The sequence below is a fragment of the Mycobacterium neglectum genome (assembly GCF_002591975.1).
Lineage (GTDB): Bacteria > Actinomycetota > Actinomycetes > Mycobacteriales > Mycobacteriaceae > Mycobacterium > Mycobacterium neglectum.
This window is the reverse complement of record NZ_NVQE01000011.1, coordinates 20,696-36,278: the sequence shown is the minus strand read 5'-3', so window position 1 is coordinate 36,278 and position 15,583 is coordinate 20,696. Positions and strand designations below refer to the sequence as shown.

Genomic DNA, 15,583 nt, shown 5'->3' with positions numbered 1-15,583 from the left:
CGGCGGAGTGGCACGGATGCTAGAACTACCAGCATGCCAAGCGAGACCATCCAGCAATTGCTGCGCGAGCGCCTGACGTCAGACACCACCGCCGTGAAATACGGCGACGACAGCTGGACATGGCGTGAGCACCTTTGCGATGCGTCAGCTCGCGCCGCCGCGCTGCTTTCGCTGCTCGATCCCGACCGCCCGGTGCACGTCGGGGTGTTGATGGGTAACACGCCGGAATTCTTGAATCAGATGGCAGCCGCAGCGCTGGGGGGCTATGTGCTGTGCGGCATCAACTCGACGCGACGGGGTGATGCGCTCGCCGCCGACATCCGGCGGGCCGATTGTCAGATCGTGGTGACCGACGGCGAGCACCGGTCGCTGCTCGACGGACTCGATCTCGACGGGGTGCGTGTCGCCGACACCTCGACCGACGACTGGGCGCGCATGATCGAAACCGCGGGCGAACTGACGCCATTGCGCGAGGTCGATCCGATGGACACCTACATGCTGATCTTCACCTCGGGGACGAGCGGCAACCCCAAACCGGTGCGGGTGTCGCACTTCATGGTGTTGATGTCGGGTCAGGCCCTCGTCGAGAAGTTCGAGGTCACCGAGGACGACACCTGCTACCTGTCGATGCCGCTGTTCCATTCCAACGCCCTGGTGGCGGGCTGGGGTGTCGCGGTCGCCAGGGGTGCGGCGATGGCGCCCGCGAAGTTCTCGGCATCGAACTTCATCGACGACATCCGTCGCTACGACGCCACCTACATGAACTATGTCGGCAAGCCGCTGGCCTACATTCTTGCGACGCCGGAACACCCCGACGACGCACGCACGCCGTTGCGCATCGCGTTCGGCAACGAGGCCAGCGACCGGGATATCGAGGCGTTCCAGCGGCGATTCGACTGCACAGTGTGGGACGGCTTCGGTTCCACCGAGAACGCGGTCATCATCACCCGCGAAGAAGGCACGCCGAAAGGCTCACTGGGCAAAGGGTTTCCGGGGGTCGCGATCTACAACGCCGAATCCGTCACCGAATGCCTGCCTGCGCGCTTCGACGCCGACGGTGCACTGATCAACGCCGAGGAAGCGATCGGCGAACTCGTCAACACCGACGGGCAGGGCTTCTTCACCGGTTACTACAACGCCGAGGACGCGACCGCCGAACGCATGCGCCACGGCATGTACTGGTCCGGGGACCTGGCTTACCGAGACGCCGACGGCTGGATCTATCTCGCAGGACGCAGCGGCGACTGGTTACGCGTCGACGGCGAGAACATGGCGGCCGCCCCGATCGAACGCATCCTCATCCGGTTGCCCGACGTCAACCTCGTCGCCGTGTACGCGGTGCCTGACGAGAACGTCGGCGACCAGATCATGGCGGCGGTCGTGCTCAACGATGGCGCCGCGCTCACACCCGCGAGCTTCGAGTCATTCCTCGCGGCGCAGCCCGACCTCTCCCCCAAGGCGTGGCCCCGGTTTGTCCGGATTGCGCGCGACTTACCGACGACCGCCACGCACAAGGTGCTCAAGCGCGAACTCGCCGCCCAGGGTCCGACGCCCGGCGGCGGTGAACTCTGGGTCCGCGAGCCGCGCGGTACCCGCTACTCGCGCGCCTAAATAAGCGATCTGTGGAGCCGCAGCCGCGCTCACCGCGGCTACAACTCCACAAATCGCCCAGGCACTAGACCTGCCCCAGCGGCCGGCAGAGGTTCGAGATCGGATTCCAATACTGCCCCGGCGCACAGTTCAGCGGCACTGAATTTTTGCAGGTGTTGGTTCCCGGGTCCCAGTACTGCCCTGGCGGGCAGTTGAGGGGCTGCGCCGCACCGCTGGCCGCGGTAACCACCGAGAGTGCCGCGATCGGGGCGGAGACAGCCGCGACGATCGCCGTACGAAGTAGCTTTGACATGCATATTGCTTGCCCCAAGCTCGTAGTTCTAAACCGGCATGGGTGCAGATCAGTTCACGAGGATGCGCAGCCGCTCCCAGCCGCGAACCGTCGATGTCGGTGCCAGCTGCGCCGTTTCGTAGTCGATGCCCCACTCCGGCCACCGGTTGAGCAACTCGTCGAGCGCGACGCGTCCCTCGAGCCGGGCGAGGTTGGCGCCGAGGCAGTAGTGCAGACCCTTGCCGAAGGTCAGGTGCGATCCGCCGCGGTGGATGTTGAAGGTATCGGCATCCTCGTAGCGCGCCGGATCGCGATTGGCGGCCCCGAACAGCAGGAGCATCGCAGCCCCCGCGGGCACGGTTTGGCCGTATGCCTCGAAATCCCTTGCCATGTAACGGGCTACGTGCGGGCCGGTCGGCTCGAAGCGCAGCGTCTCGTCGATCGCGGGGATCAGCAGCGATCGGTCGCGGTGGACCTCGCGGCGCTGATCCGGGTGCTCGGCCAGCACCTTGGCGAGCCATCCGATGAGCCGGCCCGTGGTCTCGTTGCCCGCCCCGGCGACCACCTGGGTGTAGTGCAGCACTTCTTTTCGATGAAGTTTGCGTGTCACGCCCTCTTCATCGGTGAACTCGACGTTGAGCAGCGCGGTCATCAGATCGTCGGATGGGTTGTTCGAGCGCCACTCGACGTAGTCGGCATACATCCGGCCGTCGGCGATCGCGTCGGCCTTGGCGACCTTCATCGGTGCGCCCGGCTTGGTCCGCAGATTGGCGTCGTTGCGGTCCCGGAACCCGACCTGGTCGGACTCGGGGATGCCCAAGAGCATGCCGATCACCCGCATCGGCATCATCGCAGCGAGTTCGGCCACGATATCGAAGCTGTCCGAACCAACAAGGGGGTCAAGGCAATTGATGCAGTAGCGGCGAATCTGGTCCTCGATCTCGGCCATTCGCCTCGGCGTGAACACACGCGCCATCAAGCCCCGCAGCATGCTGTGGATCGGCGGATCCTCGAACATCATCACGCCCTTGGGCATGTCGAAGTCGGACTTCACCAGTTCGAGGATGTCGCTGCGCTGATTGGAAAAGGTCTCCCAGTTGTTCAGGGATTTCTCGACATCGACATACCGCGACAACGCCCAGAAGTCGTAGCGCTCGTTGTAATAGAGCGGCGCTTCGTCGCGCAGTCGCGCGTAGGTCGGATACGGGCTCGCCACGATGTCGACGTCATAGGGGTCGTAGTAAACCGCGGTGTCGTTGGTGGTCGTCACGCGAAATCCCCTATTTCAGTAGGCTGCCGGCGTCGACGGGCAGGGTGACGCCGGTGACGTAGCGGGCTTCGTCGGAGGCCAGGAACAGGACCGCATTGCTGATGTCGACCGGTTCCACCCACGGGATCGGCAGGAAGTGGAACGACTGGCAGATCGGCGCCAGGTCGTCGGGTCCGGGGTTCTCCAGGTCGGGACGGAACAGCCGATAGGTGGACTCGTTCATCAGCAGCGGGGTGCACACATGGGTCGGGTGCACGGTGTTGACGCGGATGTTCTTGGCGCCGAGTTCGACTGCGAATGTCCGCATCAGACCGACGACACCGTGTTTCGCAGCGATGTAATGGCCGACCTGCGGGTAGGCCTTGGTGCCGCCGACCGAACTGGTGATGATGACCGAGCCGCTGCCGCGGGCAAGCAGGTGCGGTACCGCGGCCTTGACCGTCTTCCACACTCCCCCGAGGTTGATGTCGATGGTCTCGTCCCAGATGTCCTCGCGCATCTTGTGCAACTTGACCCCGGTGGTGCCGATGCCCGCGTTGGCCACGACGATGTCGAGCCCACCGAGTTGTTCGACCCCGCTGTCGAGTGCGGCCTTCAGTGCGTCGTAATCGCGGACGTCGACCTCGGCGGTCACGATGCGACGGTCGAGGTTCTTCACCATGTCGGCGGTCTCGGCGAGGTCCTCGGGCGTGGCGGCCGGCGCCGTCGAGTCGTCGAAACCGCGACAGATGTCGATCGCGATGATGTCGGCGCCCTCCTGGGCCAACCGCACCGCGTGACTGCGGCCCTGGCCGCGCGCCGCCCCGGTGATGAACGCGACCTTCCCCGCCACCCGACCGGCCATCCAGACGCTCCTCCATGTCGCAAACCCATTGTTGGGCGATCGCCCAACATCTAGACTGCGGCCATGTCTAGCAGCACCACTGGTGAACGGTCAAGAGGTGGACGCACGTCCGCGACACGCGATGCGCTCATCAGGGCGACTGCCCAAGTAATGCTTGAGGAGGGCTACGCCGCGGCGACGTCTCGGCGGGTGGCGGCCAAGGCAGGCGTCAAGCCCGCACTGGTGCACTACTACTTCCCGAGCATGGACGACCTGTTCCTGGCCGTGCTGCGCGACGGCGCCGAGACCAATTTGACTCGTCAGCGCCAGGCCCTCGCCGATGACCAGCCCCTTCACGCGCTGTGGCAGCTCAACAGCACTCACGGCGCGCGGCTGTTCATGGAGTTCATGGCGCTGGCCAATCACCGCAAGGAAATCCGCAGTGAGATCGCCGCCTACGCGCAGCGTTTCGGTGACGTGGAGGAAAGCGCGGTGACGTTGGCGATGCGGGCACACGGCGTCGACATGGCGGCCTTTCCGCCCGTGGTGATGTCTATGATCGTGACCAGCCTGGCACGGATCGTGCTGCTGGAACGTGGACTCGGCATCACCCGCGGCCACGGCGAGGCCGAAGCCTTCGTAAAGCACTACCTCGAGCGCTTCGAAATGCCCTCGTCGTGACCCAGATCACATGGCCGCAACGGTGGTGGGCAGCAGCACAAAAACTTGAGATAACCTGTGGCAAGTGAGAACTTATACGGGCTAAGTTATGCACAGGTGAAGTACAGACACCGGACGAAACTCGAGGGCGCATAAATATGGGTGGCAAGGGTCGGGGGCGATCGGTGTGATCGGCCTCGCCAAGAGAATCTGGATTCCGCTCGTCATCGTGATCGTGGTGGCTGTCGCGGGATTCACGGTCCACCGCATCCGCACCTTCTTCGGGGCCGACGGCATCATCGTGACCCCGAAGGTCTTCGCCGATGACCCCGAGCCCTTCGACCCCAAGGTCGTGAAATACGAGATCTTCGGTTCGGGCTCATACGCGGACATCAACTACCTGGACCTCGACGCCAAACCACAGCGCATCGACGGCGCCGGCTTGCCGTGGTCGCTGACGTTGCAGACCACTGCCCCGTCGGCCGCACCGAACATCGTCGCGCAGGGTGACGGATCCTCGATCACCTGCCGCATCACCGTCGACGACGAAATCAAAGACGAAAGAACTTCGAACGGCTTGAACGCGCAAACCTTCTGCTTTGTTAAGTCCGCATGAGTGCACCAACGAGCGACGCACCCACCGACGCATTTCCGCCAGCCAAGCACGCTGCGAGGCCGTTCATCCCCCGGATGATCCGCGCGTTCGCGATCCCGATCATCTTGATCTGGATCGCCTTGATCGCCGTCGTGAATGTGGTTGTGCCCCAGCTGGAAACGGTCGGGCAAATGCGCGCGGTCTCGATGAGCCCGGATTCCGCGCCGTCGATGATCGCGATGAAACGCGTCGGTCAGGTATTCGAGGAGTTCAACTCAGACAGCTCGGCCATGATCGTCCTGGAGGGCGACAAGCCCCTCGGCGAGGACTCGCGCGCCTTCTACGGCGAGATGATCAAGAAGCTCGAAGCCGACACGAAGCACGTCCAGAGCGTGCAGGACTTCTGGAGCGACCCGCTGACGGCCTCCGGCGCGCAGAGCAACGACGGTATGGCCGCCTACGTCCAGGTCTACCTCGCGGGTAACCAGGGCGAGGCGCTGGCCAACGAGTCGGTCGAAGCCGTCCAGACCCTCGTCGACGGCATGCAGCCGCCACCGGGCGTGAAGGCGTTCGTCACCGGTCCGGCCGCACTGGCCGCCGACCAGCACATCGCCGGCGACCGAAGCATGCAGATGATCGAGCTCGTCACCTTCACGGTGATCATCGTGATGCTGCTGCTCGTCTACCGGTCGATCATCACCGTGCTGCTGACCCTCGTGATGGTCGTGCTGCAGTTGGCCGCGGCCCGCGGTGTGGTGTCCTTCCTCGGCTACCACGAGATCATCGGCCTCTCGACCTTCGCCACCAACTTGCTGGTGACATTGGCCATCGCCGCCGGTACGGACTACGCGATATTCCTCATCGGCCGATATCAGGAGGCCCGCGCCGCAGGTGAGGACCGTGAACAGGCCTTCTACACCATGTATCACGGGACGGCCCACGTGGTGCTGGGCTCCGGCCTCACCATCGCAGGCGCCACCTTCTGCCTGAGCTTCACCAGGCTGCCGTACTTCCAGTCGCTCGGTATCCCGCTGGCGATCGGCATGACGGTCGGGGTTTTGGCCGCGCTCACGCTCAGCGCCGCGATCATCACGGTCGCAAGCCGGTTCGGCAATCTGCTCGAGCCCAAGCGTGCGTTGCGGGTGCGTGGCTGGCGCAAGATCGGCGCTGCCGTCGTGCGATGGCCCGGCCCCATCCTGGTCGCGACCATCGCGCTGTCACTGGTCGGTCTGCTGACCCTGCCCGGGTATCGCACCAACTACAACGACCGCAACTACCTGCCCGCTGACCTGCCGGCGAACGAGGGATACGCGGCGGCCGATCGGCACTTCTCCCAAGCACGAATGAACCCCGAACTGCTGATGATCGAGAGCGACCACGATCTACGCAACTCCGCGGACTTCCTTGTCATCGACAAGATCGCCAAGGCCGTGTTCCGGGTGCCGGGCATCTCACGGGTCCAGGCCATCACCCGGCCCGACGGTAAGCCGATCGAACACACGTCGATCCCGTTCCAGATCAGCATGCAGGGCACCACCCAGCAGATGAATCAGAAGTATCTGCAGGACCGAATGGCGGACATGCTCGTCCAGGCCGACGAGATGAACACCACCATCGAGACCATGACGAAGATGTCCGCGCTCACCGCGGAGATGGCGGCGACTACGCACTCGATGGTCACCAAGATGAAGGACATGACCGTCGATGTGGCCGAATTGCGGGACAACATCGCGAATTTCGACGACTTCTTCCGGCCCATCCGCAATTACCTCTACTGGGAACCGCACTGCTACAACATCCCGGTTTGCTGGGCGCTGAGGTCGGTATTCGACACCCTCGACGGCGTCGACATCATGACCGACGACATCCAGCAGCTGATCCCCGACATGGAGCGTCTGGATCAGCTGATGCCTCAGATGGTCACGTTGATGCCGCCCATGATCGAGACCATGAAGACCATGAAGACCATGATGCTGACGATGTATGCCACCCAAAAGGGCATGCAGGACCAGATGGCCGCGATGCAGGACAACTCGTCGGCGATGGGCGAGGCATTCGACGCCTCGATGAACGATGACTCGTTCTATCTCCCACCGGAGGTCTTCGACAACGCCGAGTTCAAGAAGGGCATGGAGAACTTCATCTCGCCGGACGGCAAGTCGGTGCGATTCATCATCGCCCACGACGGTGATCCGATGACGCCGGAAGGCATCGAGAGAATCGATGCGATCAAGCAGGCGGCCAAGGAAGCCATCAAGGGCACGCCGCTGGAAGGATCAACGGTCTACCTGGCCGGTACGGCGGCGGTGTTCAAAGACATGTCCGACGGCAGCCTCTTCGACTTGATGATCGCGGCGATCGCCTCGCTGGGCCTGATCTTCGTCATCATGTTGATCATCACGCGAAGCGTGGTGGCCGCAGCGGTCATCGTCGGCACGGTCGTGGTCTCGCTGGGCGCCTCATTCGGGCTATCGGTGCTCATCTGGCAGCACATTCTCGGAATCGAGTTGCACTGGATGGTGCTCGCGATGTCGGTCATCATCCTGTTGGCCGTCGGCGCGGACTACAACCTGCTACTTGTGTCCAGGCTCAAAGAAGAGCTGCATGCGGGCATCAACACCGGCATCATCCGGGCCATGGGCGGCAGTGGATCGGTGGTCACATCTGCGGGCCTGGTGTTTGCCTTCACCATGATGTCGATGGCGGTCAGCGAACTCACAGTCATCGGACAAGTCGGAACCACCATCGGGCTGGGCCTGTTGTTCGATACGCTAGTCATTCGGTCGTTCATGACACCGTCCATCGCAGCATTGATGGGTAAGTGGTTCTGGTGGCCACAGCGAGTAAGGGCACGGCCAGTGCCCTCGCCGTGGCCCAAGCCGCCGCAGCAGTTGGCCCATGTCGGGGATGAGGGAGGACAGCAGTGAAACGTCTATTGGGAGTCGGGATCTCGCTCGCCGCCGCAGCACTGCTGTCGGCAGCGCCCGCGCAGGCCGACGTTGACACCGATTTCACCAACGAGCTGCACACATACGGCATCTACGGGCAGAAGGATTTCAACGCCTGGATCGCCAAGATCACGTGCAAGCGGTTGAACAGGGGCGTTGACGTGACTGCGGCAGATTCGGCCAAGTTCATTCATGATCAGCTCGTGTTGGACAGCACCACCCAGCAGGCATACCAGTTCCTGGGTGGCGCTCTGCGCCTCTACTGCCCGGACAAGTTGCCGATTCTCGCCGCCCAAACGGCGCAGCAGTAAGGAGAACGAGATGTTACGCAAAGCGAGCATGGCGGCAGCCGCGTTGGCAAGCGCGGCGATGATTTTCCCGGGCGTTGCCGGGGCCGACGCCACCGACGAGTACCCGATCCCGAATCGGATCATGAAGACCCCGTGCACCGTCGACCAGTACATGGCCGCCACGCGCGACACCGACCCGGTGTACTACGAGCGGTACATGATCGATTACAAGAACCGTCCGTTGGACGTACAGACCGGCGCCCGCAACCGCATCTACTGGTTCTTCTCGTTGGACTACGCGGGTCGCAGGCAGTATTCGGAGAACACCGCGACGAACGTCTACTACGAGTTCATGGCAACCCGTTGGGGCAACTGGGCCAAGTTGTTCTTCAACAACAAGGGCGTCGTCGCGCACGCGACGGACGTCTGCATGAACTACCCGCCGAATGATCCATCCGTCTGGACCTGGTAACCGCTAGCGGCCCGATTACGGGAGAGCGCTCCACACCGGAACAGGCGCTGCCTGCGTAGGCGTTGTCGGCGCGGGAGCACCCTGGGCGGTAGGCAACTCCGCCGCGAGTCCCGGAGCCGCCCCGGGTAGGTGCGGCGTGCCTTCGGCCGGCAGGTGTGGGACCTCGGCCGGTACGGTCAGCCCTTCGGCGGCGGTCGCCTCCGGTGCGCTCACCTCCGCGACGGGTGGCGCCGATACGCGGGAAGCAATGGGCGTCGGTGCCGATTTCATGATCCGCTTGACGACTTCTTTCGCCGGTGGCGGCAAGGGCAATGCCGGAACCGCTTGGATGACCACCGAGGTCCCCGACGGATTGGTTGCCGATTGATCCTCCGTCGACGGGGATTCCGGCTGACTGAGGAGCATGGGGCCCAGCACGAACAGCGCAACTACGCCGGCCATGAGCGTGACGGCGGCGCGGGCAGGCGGGCTGAACCACGCCAGCTTGCGCCCCAAAGCTCCAGCAGCAGTTGACTTTCGGGCCGCAGGTAGCTCACCGGATGACGGCACGACAACCGTCTCGGCGTTCGACCCGACCATCAGCGCGGTACCCCTCGCGAGGATCAACTGGGCTTCGTTCGACGTCACGACCGGCATGCCGAGCGTCTCGCTGAGCCGCTCAGAGATCAGTCCGACGTCTCCGCGCGAACCGATGAGGAACAGATGCTCAGGGTCCAGATGGTTGACGTCGAATGCGTCTTTCAGCCACCGGCTCAGGCCGTCGTCACTTTCCCGTATCTGGGTGGCGGAAGTGTGCACCGCGCCGCACCCGAACGACAGCAGCGTCGCGGCCGACGGCTCGACGACGCACACCGCCTTCCCAAATCCGAGTGCAGCGTCGAACAATTGCGCCCACGTTGCGGCGGCCTCCGAAAGTCGCACGGAAACCACCTTTTCGAAACCCAGGTCGGGCAACGACGTCAGCAGCAGGTTGGCCGTCGCGGCGGCGCCGGCGGTCCACGTGAGGCCGATCGACGTGAGTTCGTGGCCGCTCGTCGCTGCGATCGCCTGCACCCCTTGGACGGCGGCGACGTACGTGGCGATGTCACCGTCATCGACCGGACTCACCGAGACGTCGAAGACGTCGTGGTCGAGGGTCGCCGGTTCGGTGCCGCGTCCGTCGAGGAGCACCCAGCCGACACTGTTGGACGTCACGGACAGTCCGAGCACTGTCTCCACGCTTGCCCACCACCTTCGTCGGCGAACCTTGGCCGCCGCGCGCCCCCGCGAAGCTAACCGGACATCATTTGCTTGTTCCTGCCTGACGCAGTCGAGGTGACCTGCGACAATTCACACGCTATGGCATATATCGCCGCACCGCGCGCCGTATTACCAGGCCATTGATCGGACGAGGAACGTCGTGACCCGAAACAGGCGCCACTTTGGTCCCCTGAAGTTCATTCCAGATCACCAAGCACAACAGACCCGGCTGTCACGGAAATCCCCATGCGCACCTCGCATTTATTTGCTGGTAGGCACGGTGTTAACGAGCGCGTCAGTTTTACAGGTCGGCTAATCACACCCGATGTGACATCTCGGGACCGCGAAACGACGTATGGGTATGACCAGGTTATTGCGCATATCGCGTATTTTCGGGCTTCTCGGACTGACAGCAACCGCCCTGCCGATCCCACTGATCGCCCTTGGGCCCGCCGCCGCGGCACCCTGTCCCGACGTCGAGGTCGTGTTCGCGCGCGGCACCACCGAACCGCCAGGCGTCGGCGGGACCGGGCAGGCATTCGTCGACTCACTGCGTTCACAACTCGGCGCGCGTTCGGTCGGGGTCTACGCGGTCAACTACCCCGCAAGTCGCGATTTCAGCAGCAGCACACCTGCCGGGCGTGACGATGTGAGCGCTCATGTGCAGTCGATGGCCGCCAGTTGTCCGAATACGCGGATGGTGCTCGGCGGCTACTCCCAGGGCGCCGCCGTGGTCGATCTGGCCACCGCCGCAATGCCATCGGCGGTCGCCGACCACGTCGCCGCGGCTGCCTTGTTCGGCGGTCCGAGGAGCAGTTTCGCGGATTCACTGTCGCCAGGCCCGCTCCCCGGCGTTGGTCCTCTCTACGCCGCAAAGACCGTCGAGATGTGTGTGCCCAACGATCCGATTTGTTCCGAAGGCGGGCGGGACTGGGGCGCCCACGGCGCATACGTCCGGACGGGATTGGTCGATCAGGCGGCTTCGTTCGCTGTGGGGCGGCTGTGAGTGGCCGCTAGCAGCCCTGATCTGGTAGGAACTAAGGCAAGCTTAACAATCTAGGGAGGAGCTCCGCGAAGTGCCCAACTGTGTTCAAGCTGGGCATTTCAGCGCAAGTGTCCCGTCGCGCCTGATGACCGTGCGATGAGCGCTCCGACCCGCGACCCCGCCGCGCCGCACGAGCAGAAGCGCCGCACCGGGATCGCCAGGTGGATCCGCCTCTTTTCGGTCCCGATCATCATCGGCTGGGTAGTCATCGTCGCCCTGTTGAACGTCACCGTTCCGCAGCTCGAGGTGGTCGGCCAGATGCGGTCGGTCTCGATGAGCCCGGCCGAAGCGCCGTCGGTGATCGCGATGAAGAAGGTCGGCGAGGTCTTCGAGGAGTACAAGTCCGACAGCGCGGTGATGATCCTCCTCGAAGGGGACGCGCCGCTCGGCGCCGAGGCACACGAGTATTACGACGAACTCGTCGCCGAACTCGAAGCCAACACCAAACACGTCGAGCACGTTCAAGACTTCTGGGGCGATCCGCTCACGGCGGCCGGGGCGCAGAGCGCGGACGGTAAAGCCGCATACGTGCAGGTGTATCTCGCGGGCAACATGGGTGAGGCGCTGTCCAACGAGTCCGTGGAGCAGGTCATCCAGCTCGTCGACGGGATGACGCCCCCGCCGGGCGTGAAGGTGTACGTGACCGGTGGTTCGGCGCTGATTGCCGACCAGCAGATCGCGAGCGACCGCAGCATCCGGATCATCGAGATGGTCACTTTCGCGGTGATCATCACGATGCTGTTGCTCGTCTACCGATCGATACGGACTGTGCTGCTCGTCATCGTGATGGTGGTTCTGACGCTGTCGGCGACGCGCGGTGTGGTGGCGTTCCTCGGCTATCACGAGCTGATCGGGTTGTCGACGTTCGCGACGAACCTGCTTGTCACGCTCGCGATAGCCGCGGCGACGGACTACGCCATATTTCTCATAGGCCGGTATCAGGAAGCGCGCACGCTCGGTGAGGACCGAGAATCGGCGTACTACACGATGTTTCACGGCACCGCGCACGTGGTGCTGGGCTCGGGTATGACGATCGCGGGCGCCACCTTCTGTCTGAGCTTCACCAGGCTGCCGTACTTCCAGACTCTGGGCGTGCCGCTGGCCGTGGGTATGGCCACCGGCGTGTTGGTCGCGCTGACGTTGGGGCCGGCGATCATCACCGTGGCGAGCCGATTCGGTCTGCTGGAACCCAAGCGCGCCATGCGCATTCGCGGTTGGCGAAAGATCGGTGCCGCAATCGTCCGCTGGCCGGGCCCGGTCCTCCTCGCGACCGTCGCGCTGTCCCTCATCGGCCTGCTGACCCTGCCCGGCTATCAGCCCAACTACAACGACCGCAAGTACCTGCCGCCCGACCTTCCTGCGAACCTGGGTTTCGCGGCAGCGGAACGCCACTTTTCTCCCGCGACCATGAACCCCGAGTTGTTGCTCATCGAGAGCGACCACGACCTCCGCAACTCCGCCGACTTCATCGTCATCGACAAGATCGCCAAGGCCATCTTCCGCGTGCCGGGCATCGGGCGGGTCCAGGCGATCACCCGCCCCGACGGTAAACCGGTGAAGTTCAGCACGATTCCGGCGCAGATGAGTTTGGGTGGAGTGGGCCAGGACCTGAACCGCAAGTACTTACAGGACCGCATGGGCGACATGCTCACGCAGGCCGACGAGATGCAGGTCACCATCGACACGATGACCCGCATGTCGAACCTGATGGGCGAGATGAGCGCGACCACGCACAGCATGGTCGAGAAAACCCGCAACATGACCGTCGACGTCGCCCAATTGCGAGACTACATAGCGAATTTCGACGATTTCTTCCGCCCGATTCGCAACTACTTCTATTGGGAACCGCACTGCTACAACATCAATCTCTGCTGGTCGATGCGGTCGGTGTTCGACACGATCGACGGTGTCGACACGACAACCCAGGCCGTCCAGGATTTGCTTCCTGACCTGGAGCGACTCGATGCGCTGATGCCACAACTGCTGGAGCTCATGCCGCCGCAGATCGAGTCGATGAAGACGATGAAGACGATGATGCTGACGATGCACGCCACCCAGGGCGGCATGCAGGATCAGCAGGCCGCGATGTCGGAGAACCAGTCCGCCATGGGCGACGCGTTCAACGACTCCTGGAACGACGACACGTTCTATCTGCCCCCGGAGATCTTCGACAACGAAGAGTTCAAGCGGGGCATGGACAGCTTCATCTCGCCGAACGGCCATGCGGTCCGGATGATCATCCAGCACGAGGGAGATCCGCTCAGCGCCGACGGTATCGACCGCATCGAGGCGATCAAGCATGCGGCCAAGGAGGCGATCAAGGGCACGCCGCTGGAGGGCTCCACGATCTACCTCGGCGGGACCGCCGCGGCGTTCAAGGACATGCAGGACGGCAACAATTACGACCTGCTCATCGCGGCCATCCTCGCGCTGGCGCTGATCTTCACCATCATGCTGATCATCACCCGCAGTGTTGTCGCGGCCGCGGTCATCGTCGGCACCGTCGTGTTGTCGCTGGGCGCATCATTCGGCCTCTCGGTGCTGATCTGGCAGCACGTGTTGGGCATCGAACTGCAGTTCATGGTGATGGCCATGGCGGTGATCATCCTGTTGGCCGTCGGCGCCGACTACAACCTGCTGCTGGTCGCGCGGTTGAAGGAAGAACTCCACGCGGGGGTGAACACCGCGATCATCCGCGCGATGGGCGGGAGTGGATCGGTCGTCACCTCAGCCGGGCTGGTGTTCGCGTTCACCATGATCTCGATGGTCGTCAGTGAGCTCACGGTGGTCGCCCAGATGGGCTCGACCATCGGCATGGGACTCCTTTTCGACACGTTGGTGATTCGCGCGTTCATGACCCCGTCCATCGCGGCGCTGATGGGGAAGTGGTTCTGGTGGCCGCAGGTGGTGCGTAGCCGGCCGGTGCCCGTTCCGTGGCCGAAGCCCAAACCGCCGGAGCAGCAGCTCGTCGACCGTTAGGCCGTAACCGGTTGCGGCGACTGCTGTTTCGGCCCCGCGCAGATGCGCGCGGCGGCGGTTGCCGCGATGAAGCAGCCGAGCGTCATCAGTCCATGAAGATCGCCAAGACCGTTCTTGGCCAGCAGCACCAGAGCCACGCCGGCCAGTACGATGAGCAGGCCTGCCGCGGTCGACCGGACACCGGTGGCCGCGACGGGCGCGTCCCACCAAGGGAGTCGACGATGCTCGAGCGGTGAGAGCATCCAGAACATGGCGGCCATCACGACCGCGAATACCACCGCCCGCAATGCAAGTATCGCCCAAAAGTACGGTGCGTCAACCTGATACGCATCCAGGCCGATGGCGTGCAGAGTGAAGGTGGCCACCGCGATCGCGGGGATGTGCCAGAGGTACAGCGTCATCGCTCCCCCGTTTCCCATCGCGACGACGTACCAGACGCGGGGCCGCTGCGCCCACCGCCGAATTGCGCCTGCGGCGGCCACGAACAGAAAGGACATCCAGGTGCAGTGCAGCGCGAGCAACAGCGTCGGAGGCGAAACGTTGGAGATCCGCTCCGTTCCCGTCACAACGAGCGAGACCTCGTAGGGTCCCACGGCCGCGAGCACGAGCTGCACGACGAATGCGGATGCGGCGGCGACGAGTGCCGCGCGCGGGCCGATCAGATGCCGCGCGTAGGCCACCCCGATCACCATCGGGATCAGCCAGACGATGACGAAGTTCGCCACGCCCGCCATCGGTGCGCCGACGGCGAATCGGATCGCGTCGAACCCCGCAGAGATGGCGATCAGCGCGACGACCGCGACGGCGACGGCGCGGCCGGTGGACATGCGGGTCAGCGCCGGCACGAAGGCCAGCACGACGAGATAGACACCGAGAAACCACAGCAGCGCCACGCACTCGCGTCCGATGCTTGCCGCGGAGTCGGCTCCGAGGAGCTGATAGGTCACCGCGATGCCGATCGACCACGCGGCGAGGTACCAGAACACCGGCCGGCACAGACGCTGCGCTCGCTTGAACAGCCAGGTGCCCCATGACGAGCTCTGATGCCACCCATAGGCGCCTGCCGCGCCACCGGCCAGGAAGAACAGGGGCATGACCTGGACGATCCACGTGATCGGTGCGATCGCGGGCATCTCGCCCAGCAGGTTGCCGATCCGCAGTCCGGCCGTGTCGATGGTGGCCAGCAGCAGCGCGCAATGCCCGAACATCACGACCACAAGGGCGGCGAGCCGGGCGACGTCGACAGCGCGGTCGCGGTCGGGGGGAGTCTCGGCAGCGACCTTGCCAGCACCGGACACGGGCTTGGTGAGCATCATGCGTTCAGGATGCCGTGCCGAGGGCGACTGTGGATGAGTAGTACTACGCCTTCGCGGCGGTTGG

13 protein-coding genes are annotated in these 15,583 nt (G+C 64.0%); 8 read left to right on the top strand and 5 right to left on the bottom strand.

Features of this window, described 5'->3' with window-relative positions:
• Nucleotides 1-33: 33 nt before the first annotated feature.
• A complete protein-coding gene (fadD1, locus tag CSQ99_RS11125) occupies nucleotides 34-1,611 on the top strand; it encodes a fatty-acid--CoA ligase FadD1 (protein ID WP_099039107.1) in 1,578 nt (525 codons plus the stop codon).
• Between the two features lie 64 nt (nucleotides 1,612-1,675).
• Here the strand turns inward: fadD1 and CSQ99_RS11120 are convergent, their stop codons facing one another.
• From CSQ99_RS11120 to CSQ99_RS11110, 3 genes are read right to left on the bottom strand one after another with little or no spacing between them, the layout of a single operon-like run.
• Nucleotides 1,676-1,903, bottom strand: a complete 228-nt coding sequence (locus CSQ99_RS11120) for a hypothetical protein (RefSeq protein ID WP_099039106.1) — start codon at nucleotides 1,901-1,903, stop codon at nucleotides 1,676-1,678.
• Between the two features lie 49 nt (nucleotides 1,904-1,952).
• Nucleotides 1,953-3,152 (bottom strand): cytochrome P450, encoded by a 1,200-nt coding sequence (locus tag CSQ99_RS11115; protein WP_099039105.1) that lies wholly within the window; start codon nucleotides 3,150-3,152, stop codon nucleotides 1,953-1,955.
• Nucleotides 3,153-3,162: 10 nt separating this feature from the next.
• Complete coding sequence (locus CSQ99_RS11110; protein WP_099039104.1) at nucleotides 3,163-3,996, bottom strand: mycofactocin-coupled SDR family oxidoreductase; 834 nt, start codon at nucleotides 3,994-3,996, stop codon at nucleotides 3,163-3,165.
• 63 nt (nucleotides 3,997-4,059) lie between these two features.
• Between CSQ99_RS11110 and CSQ99_RS11105 the strand changes: the two genes are divergently transcribed.
• From CSQ99_RS11105 to CSQ99_RS11085, 5 genes are all read left to right on the top strand, one after another.
• On the top strand, nucleotides 4,060-4,656 hold the full coding sequence (locus tag CSQ99_RS11105; protein WP_099039103.1) for a TetR/AcrR family transcriptional regulator: 597 nt from the start codon (nucleotides 4,060-4,062) through the stop codon (nucleotides 4,654-4,656).
• 166 nt (nucleotides 4,657-4,822) lie between these two features.
• Entirely contained in the window at nucleotides 4,823-5,251 is a 429-nt protein-coding gene (locus CSQ99_RS11100) for an MmpS family transport accessory protein (protein WP_099039102.1), read from the top strand.
• Nucleotides 5,248-8,157: an MMPL/RND family transporter gene (locus tag CSQ99_RS11095; RefSeq protein ID WP_099039101.1), complete on the top strand. Its 2,910-nt coding sequence runs from the start codon at nucleotides 5,248-5,250 to the stop codon at nucleotides 8,155-8,157. The genes CSQ99_RS11100 and CSQ99_RS11095 overlap by 4 nt, the downstream gene beginning before the upstream one ends.
• Nucleotides 8,154-8,489 (top strand): DUF732 domain-containing protein, encoded by a 336-nt coding sequence (locus tag CSQ99_RS11090; RefSeq protein ID WP_099039100.1) that lies wholly within the window; start codon nucleotides 8,154-8,156, stop codon nucleotides 8,487-8,489. Before CSQ99_RS11095 ends, CSQ99_RS11090 begins: the two co-directional genes overlap by 4 nt.
• A gap of 10 nt (nucleotides 8,490-8,499) precedes the next feature.
• Complete coding sequence (locus tag CSQ99_RS11085; protein WP_099039099.1) at nucleotides 8,500-8,940, top strand: DUF5078 domain-containing protein; 441 nt, start codon at nucleotides 8,500-8,502, stop codon at nucleotides 8,938-8,940.
• Nucleotides 8,941-8,955: 15 nt separating this feature from the next.
• On the opposite strand, the gene CSQ99_RS11080 is transcribed toward CSQ99_RS11085, so the two are convergent.
• Nucleotides 8,956-10,158, bottom strand: coding sequence for a DUF7159 family protein (locus CSQ99_RS11080; RefSeq protein WP_099039098.1), 1,203 nt, complete (start codon nucleotides 10,156-10,158; stop codon nucleotides 8,956-8,958).
• Between the two features lie 376 nt (nucleotides 10,159-10,534).
• On the opposite strand from CSQ99_RS11080, the gene CSQ99_RS11075 reads away from it, so the two are divergent.
• Complete coding sequence (locus tag CSQ99_RS11075; RefSeq protein WP_099039097.1) at nucleotides 10,535-11,185, top strand: cutinase family protein; 651 nt, start codon at nucleotides 10,535-10,537, stop codon at nucleotides 11,183-11,185.
• Between the two features lie 135 nt (nucleotides 11,186-11,320).
• Nucleotides 11,321-14,203: an MMPL/RND family transporter gene (locus CSQ99_RS11070; protein ID WP_099039096.1), complete on the top strand. Its 2,883-nt coding sequence runs from the start codon at nucleotides 11,321-11,323 to the stop codon at nucleotides 14,201-14,203.
• Here CSQ99_RS11070 and CSQ99_RS11065 read toward each other — a convergent pair.
• On the bottom strand, nucleotides 14,200-15,519 hold the full coding sequence (locus CSQ99_RS11065; protein WP_099039095.1) for an acyltransferase family protein: 1,320 nt from the start codon (nucleotides 15,517-15,519) through the stop codon (nucleotides 14,200-14,202). The genes CSQ99_RS11070 and CSQ99_RS11065 overlap by 4 nt on opposite strands.
• Nucleotides 15,520-15,583: the final 64 nt, after the last annotated feature.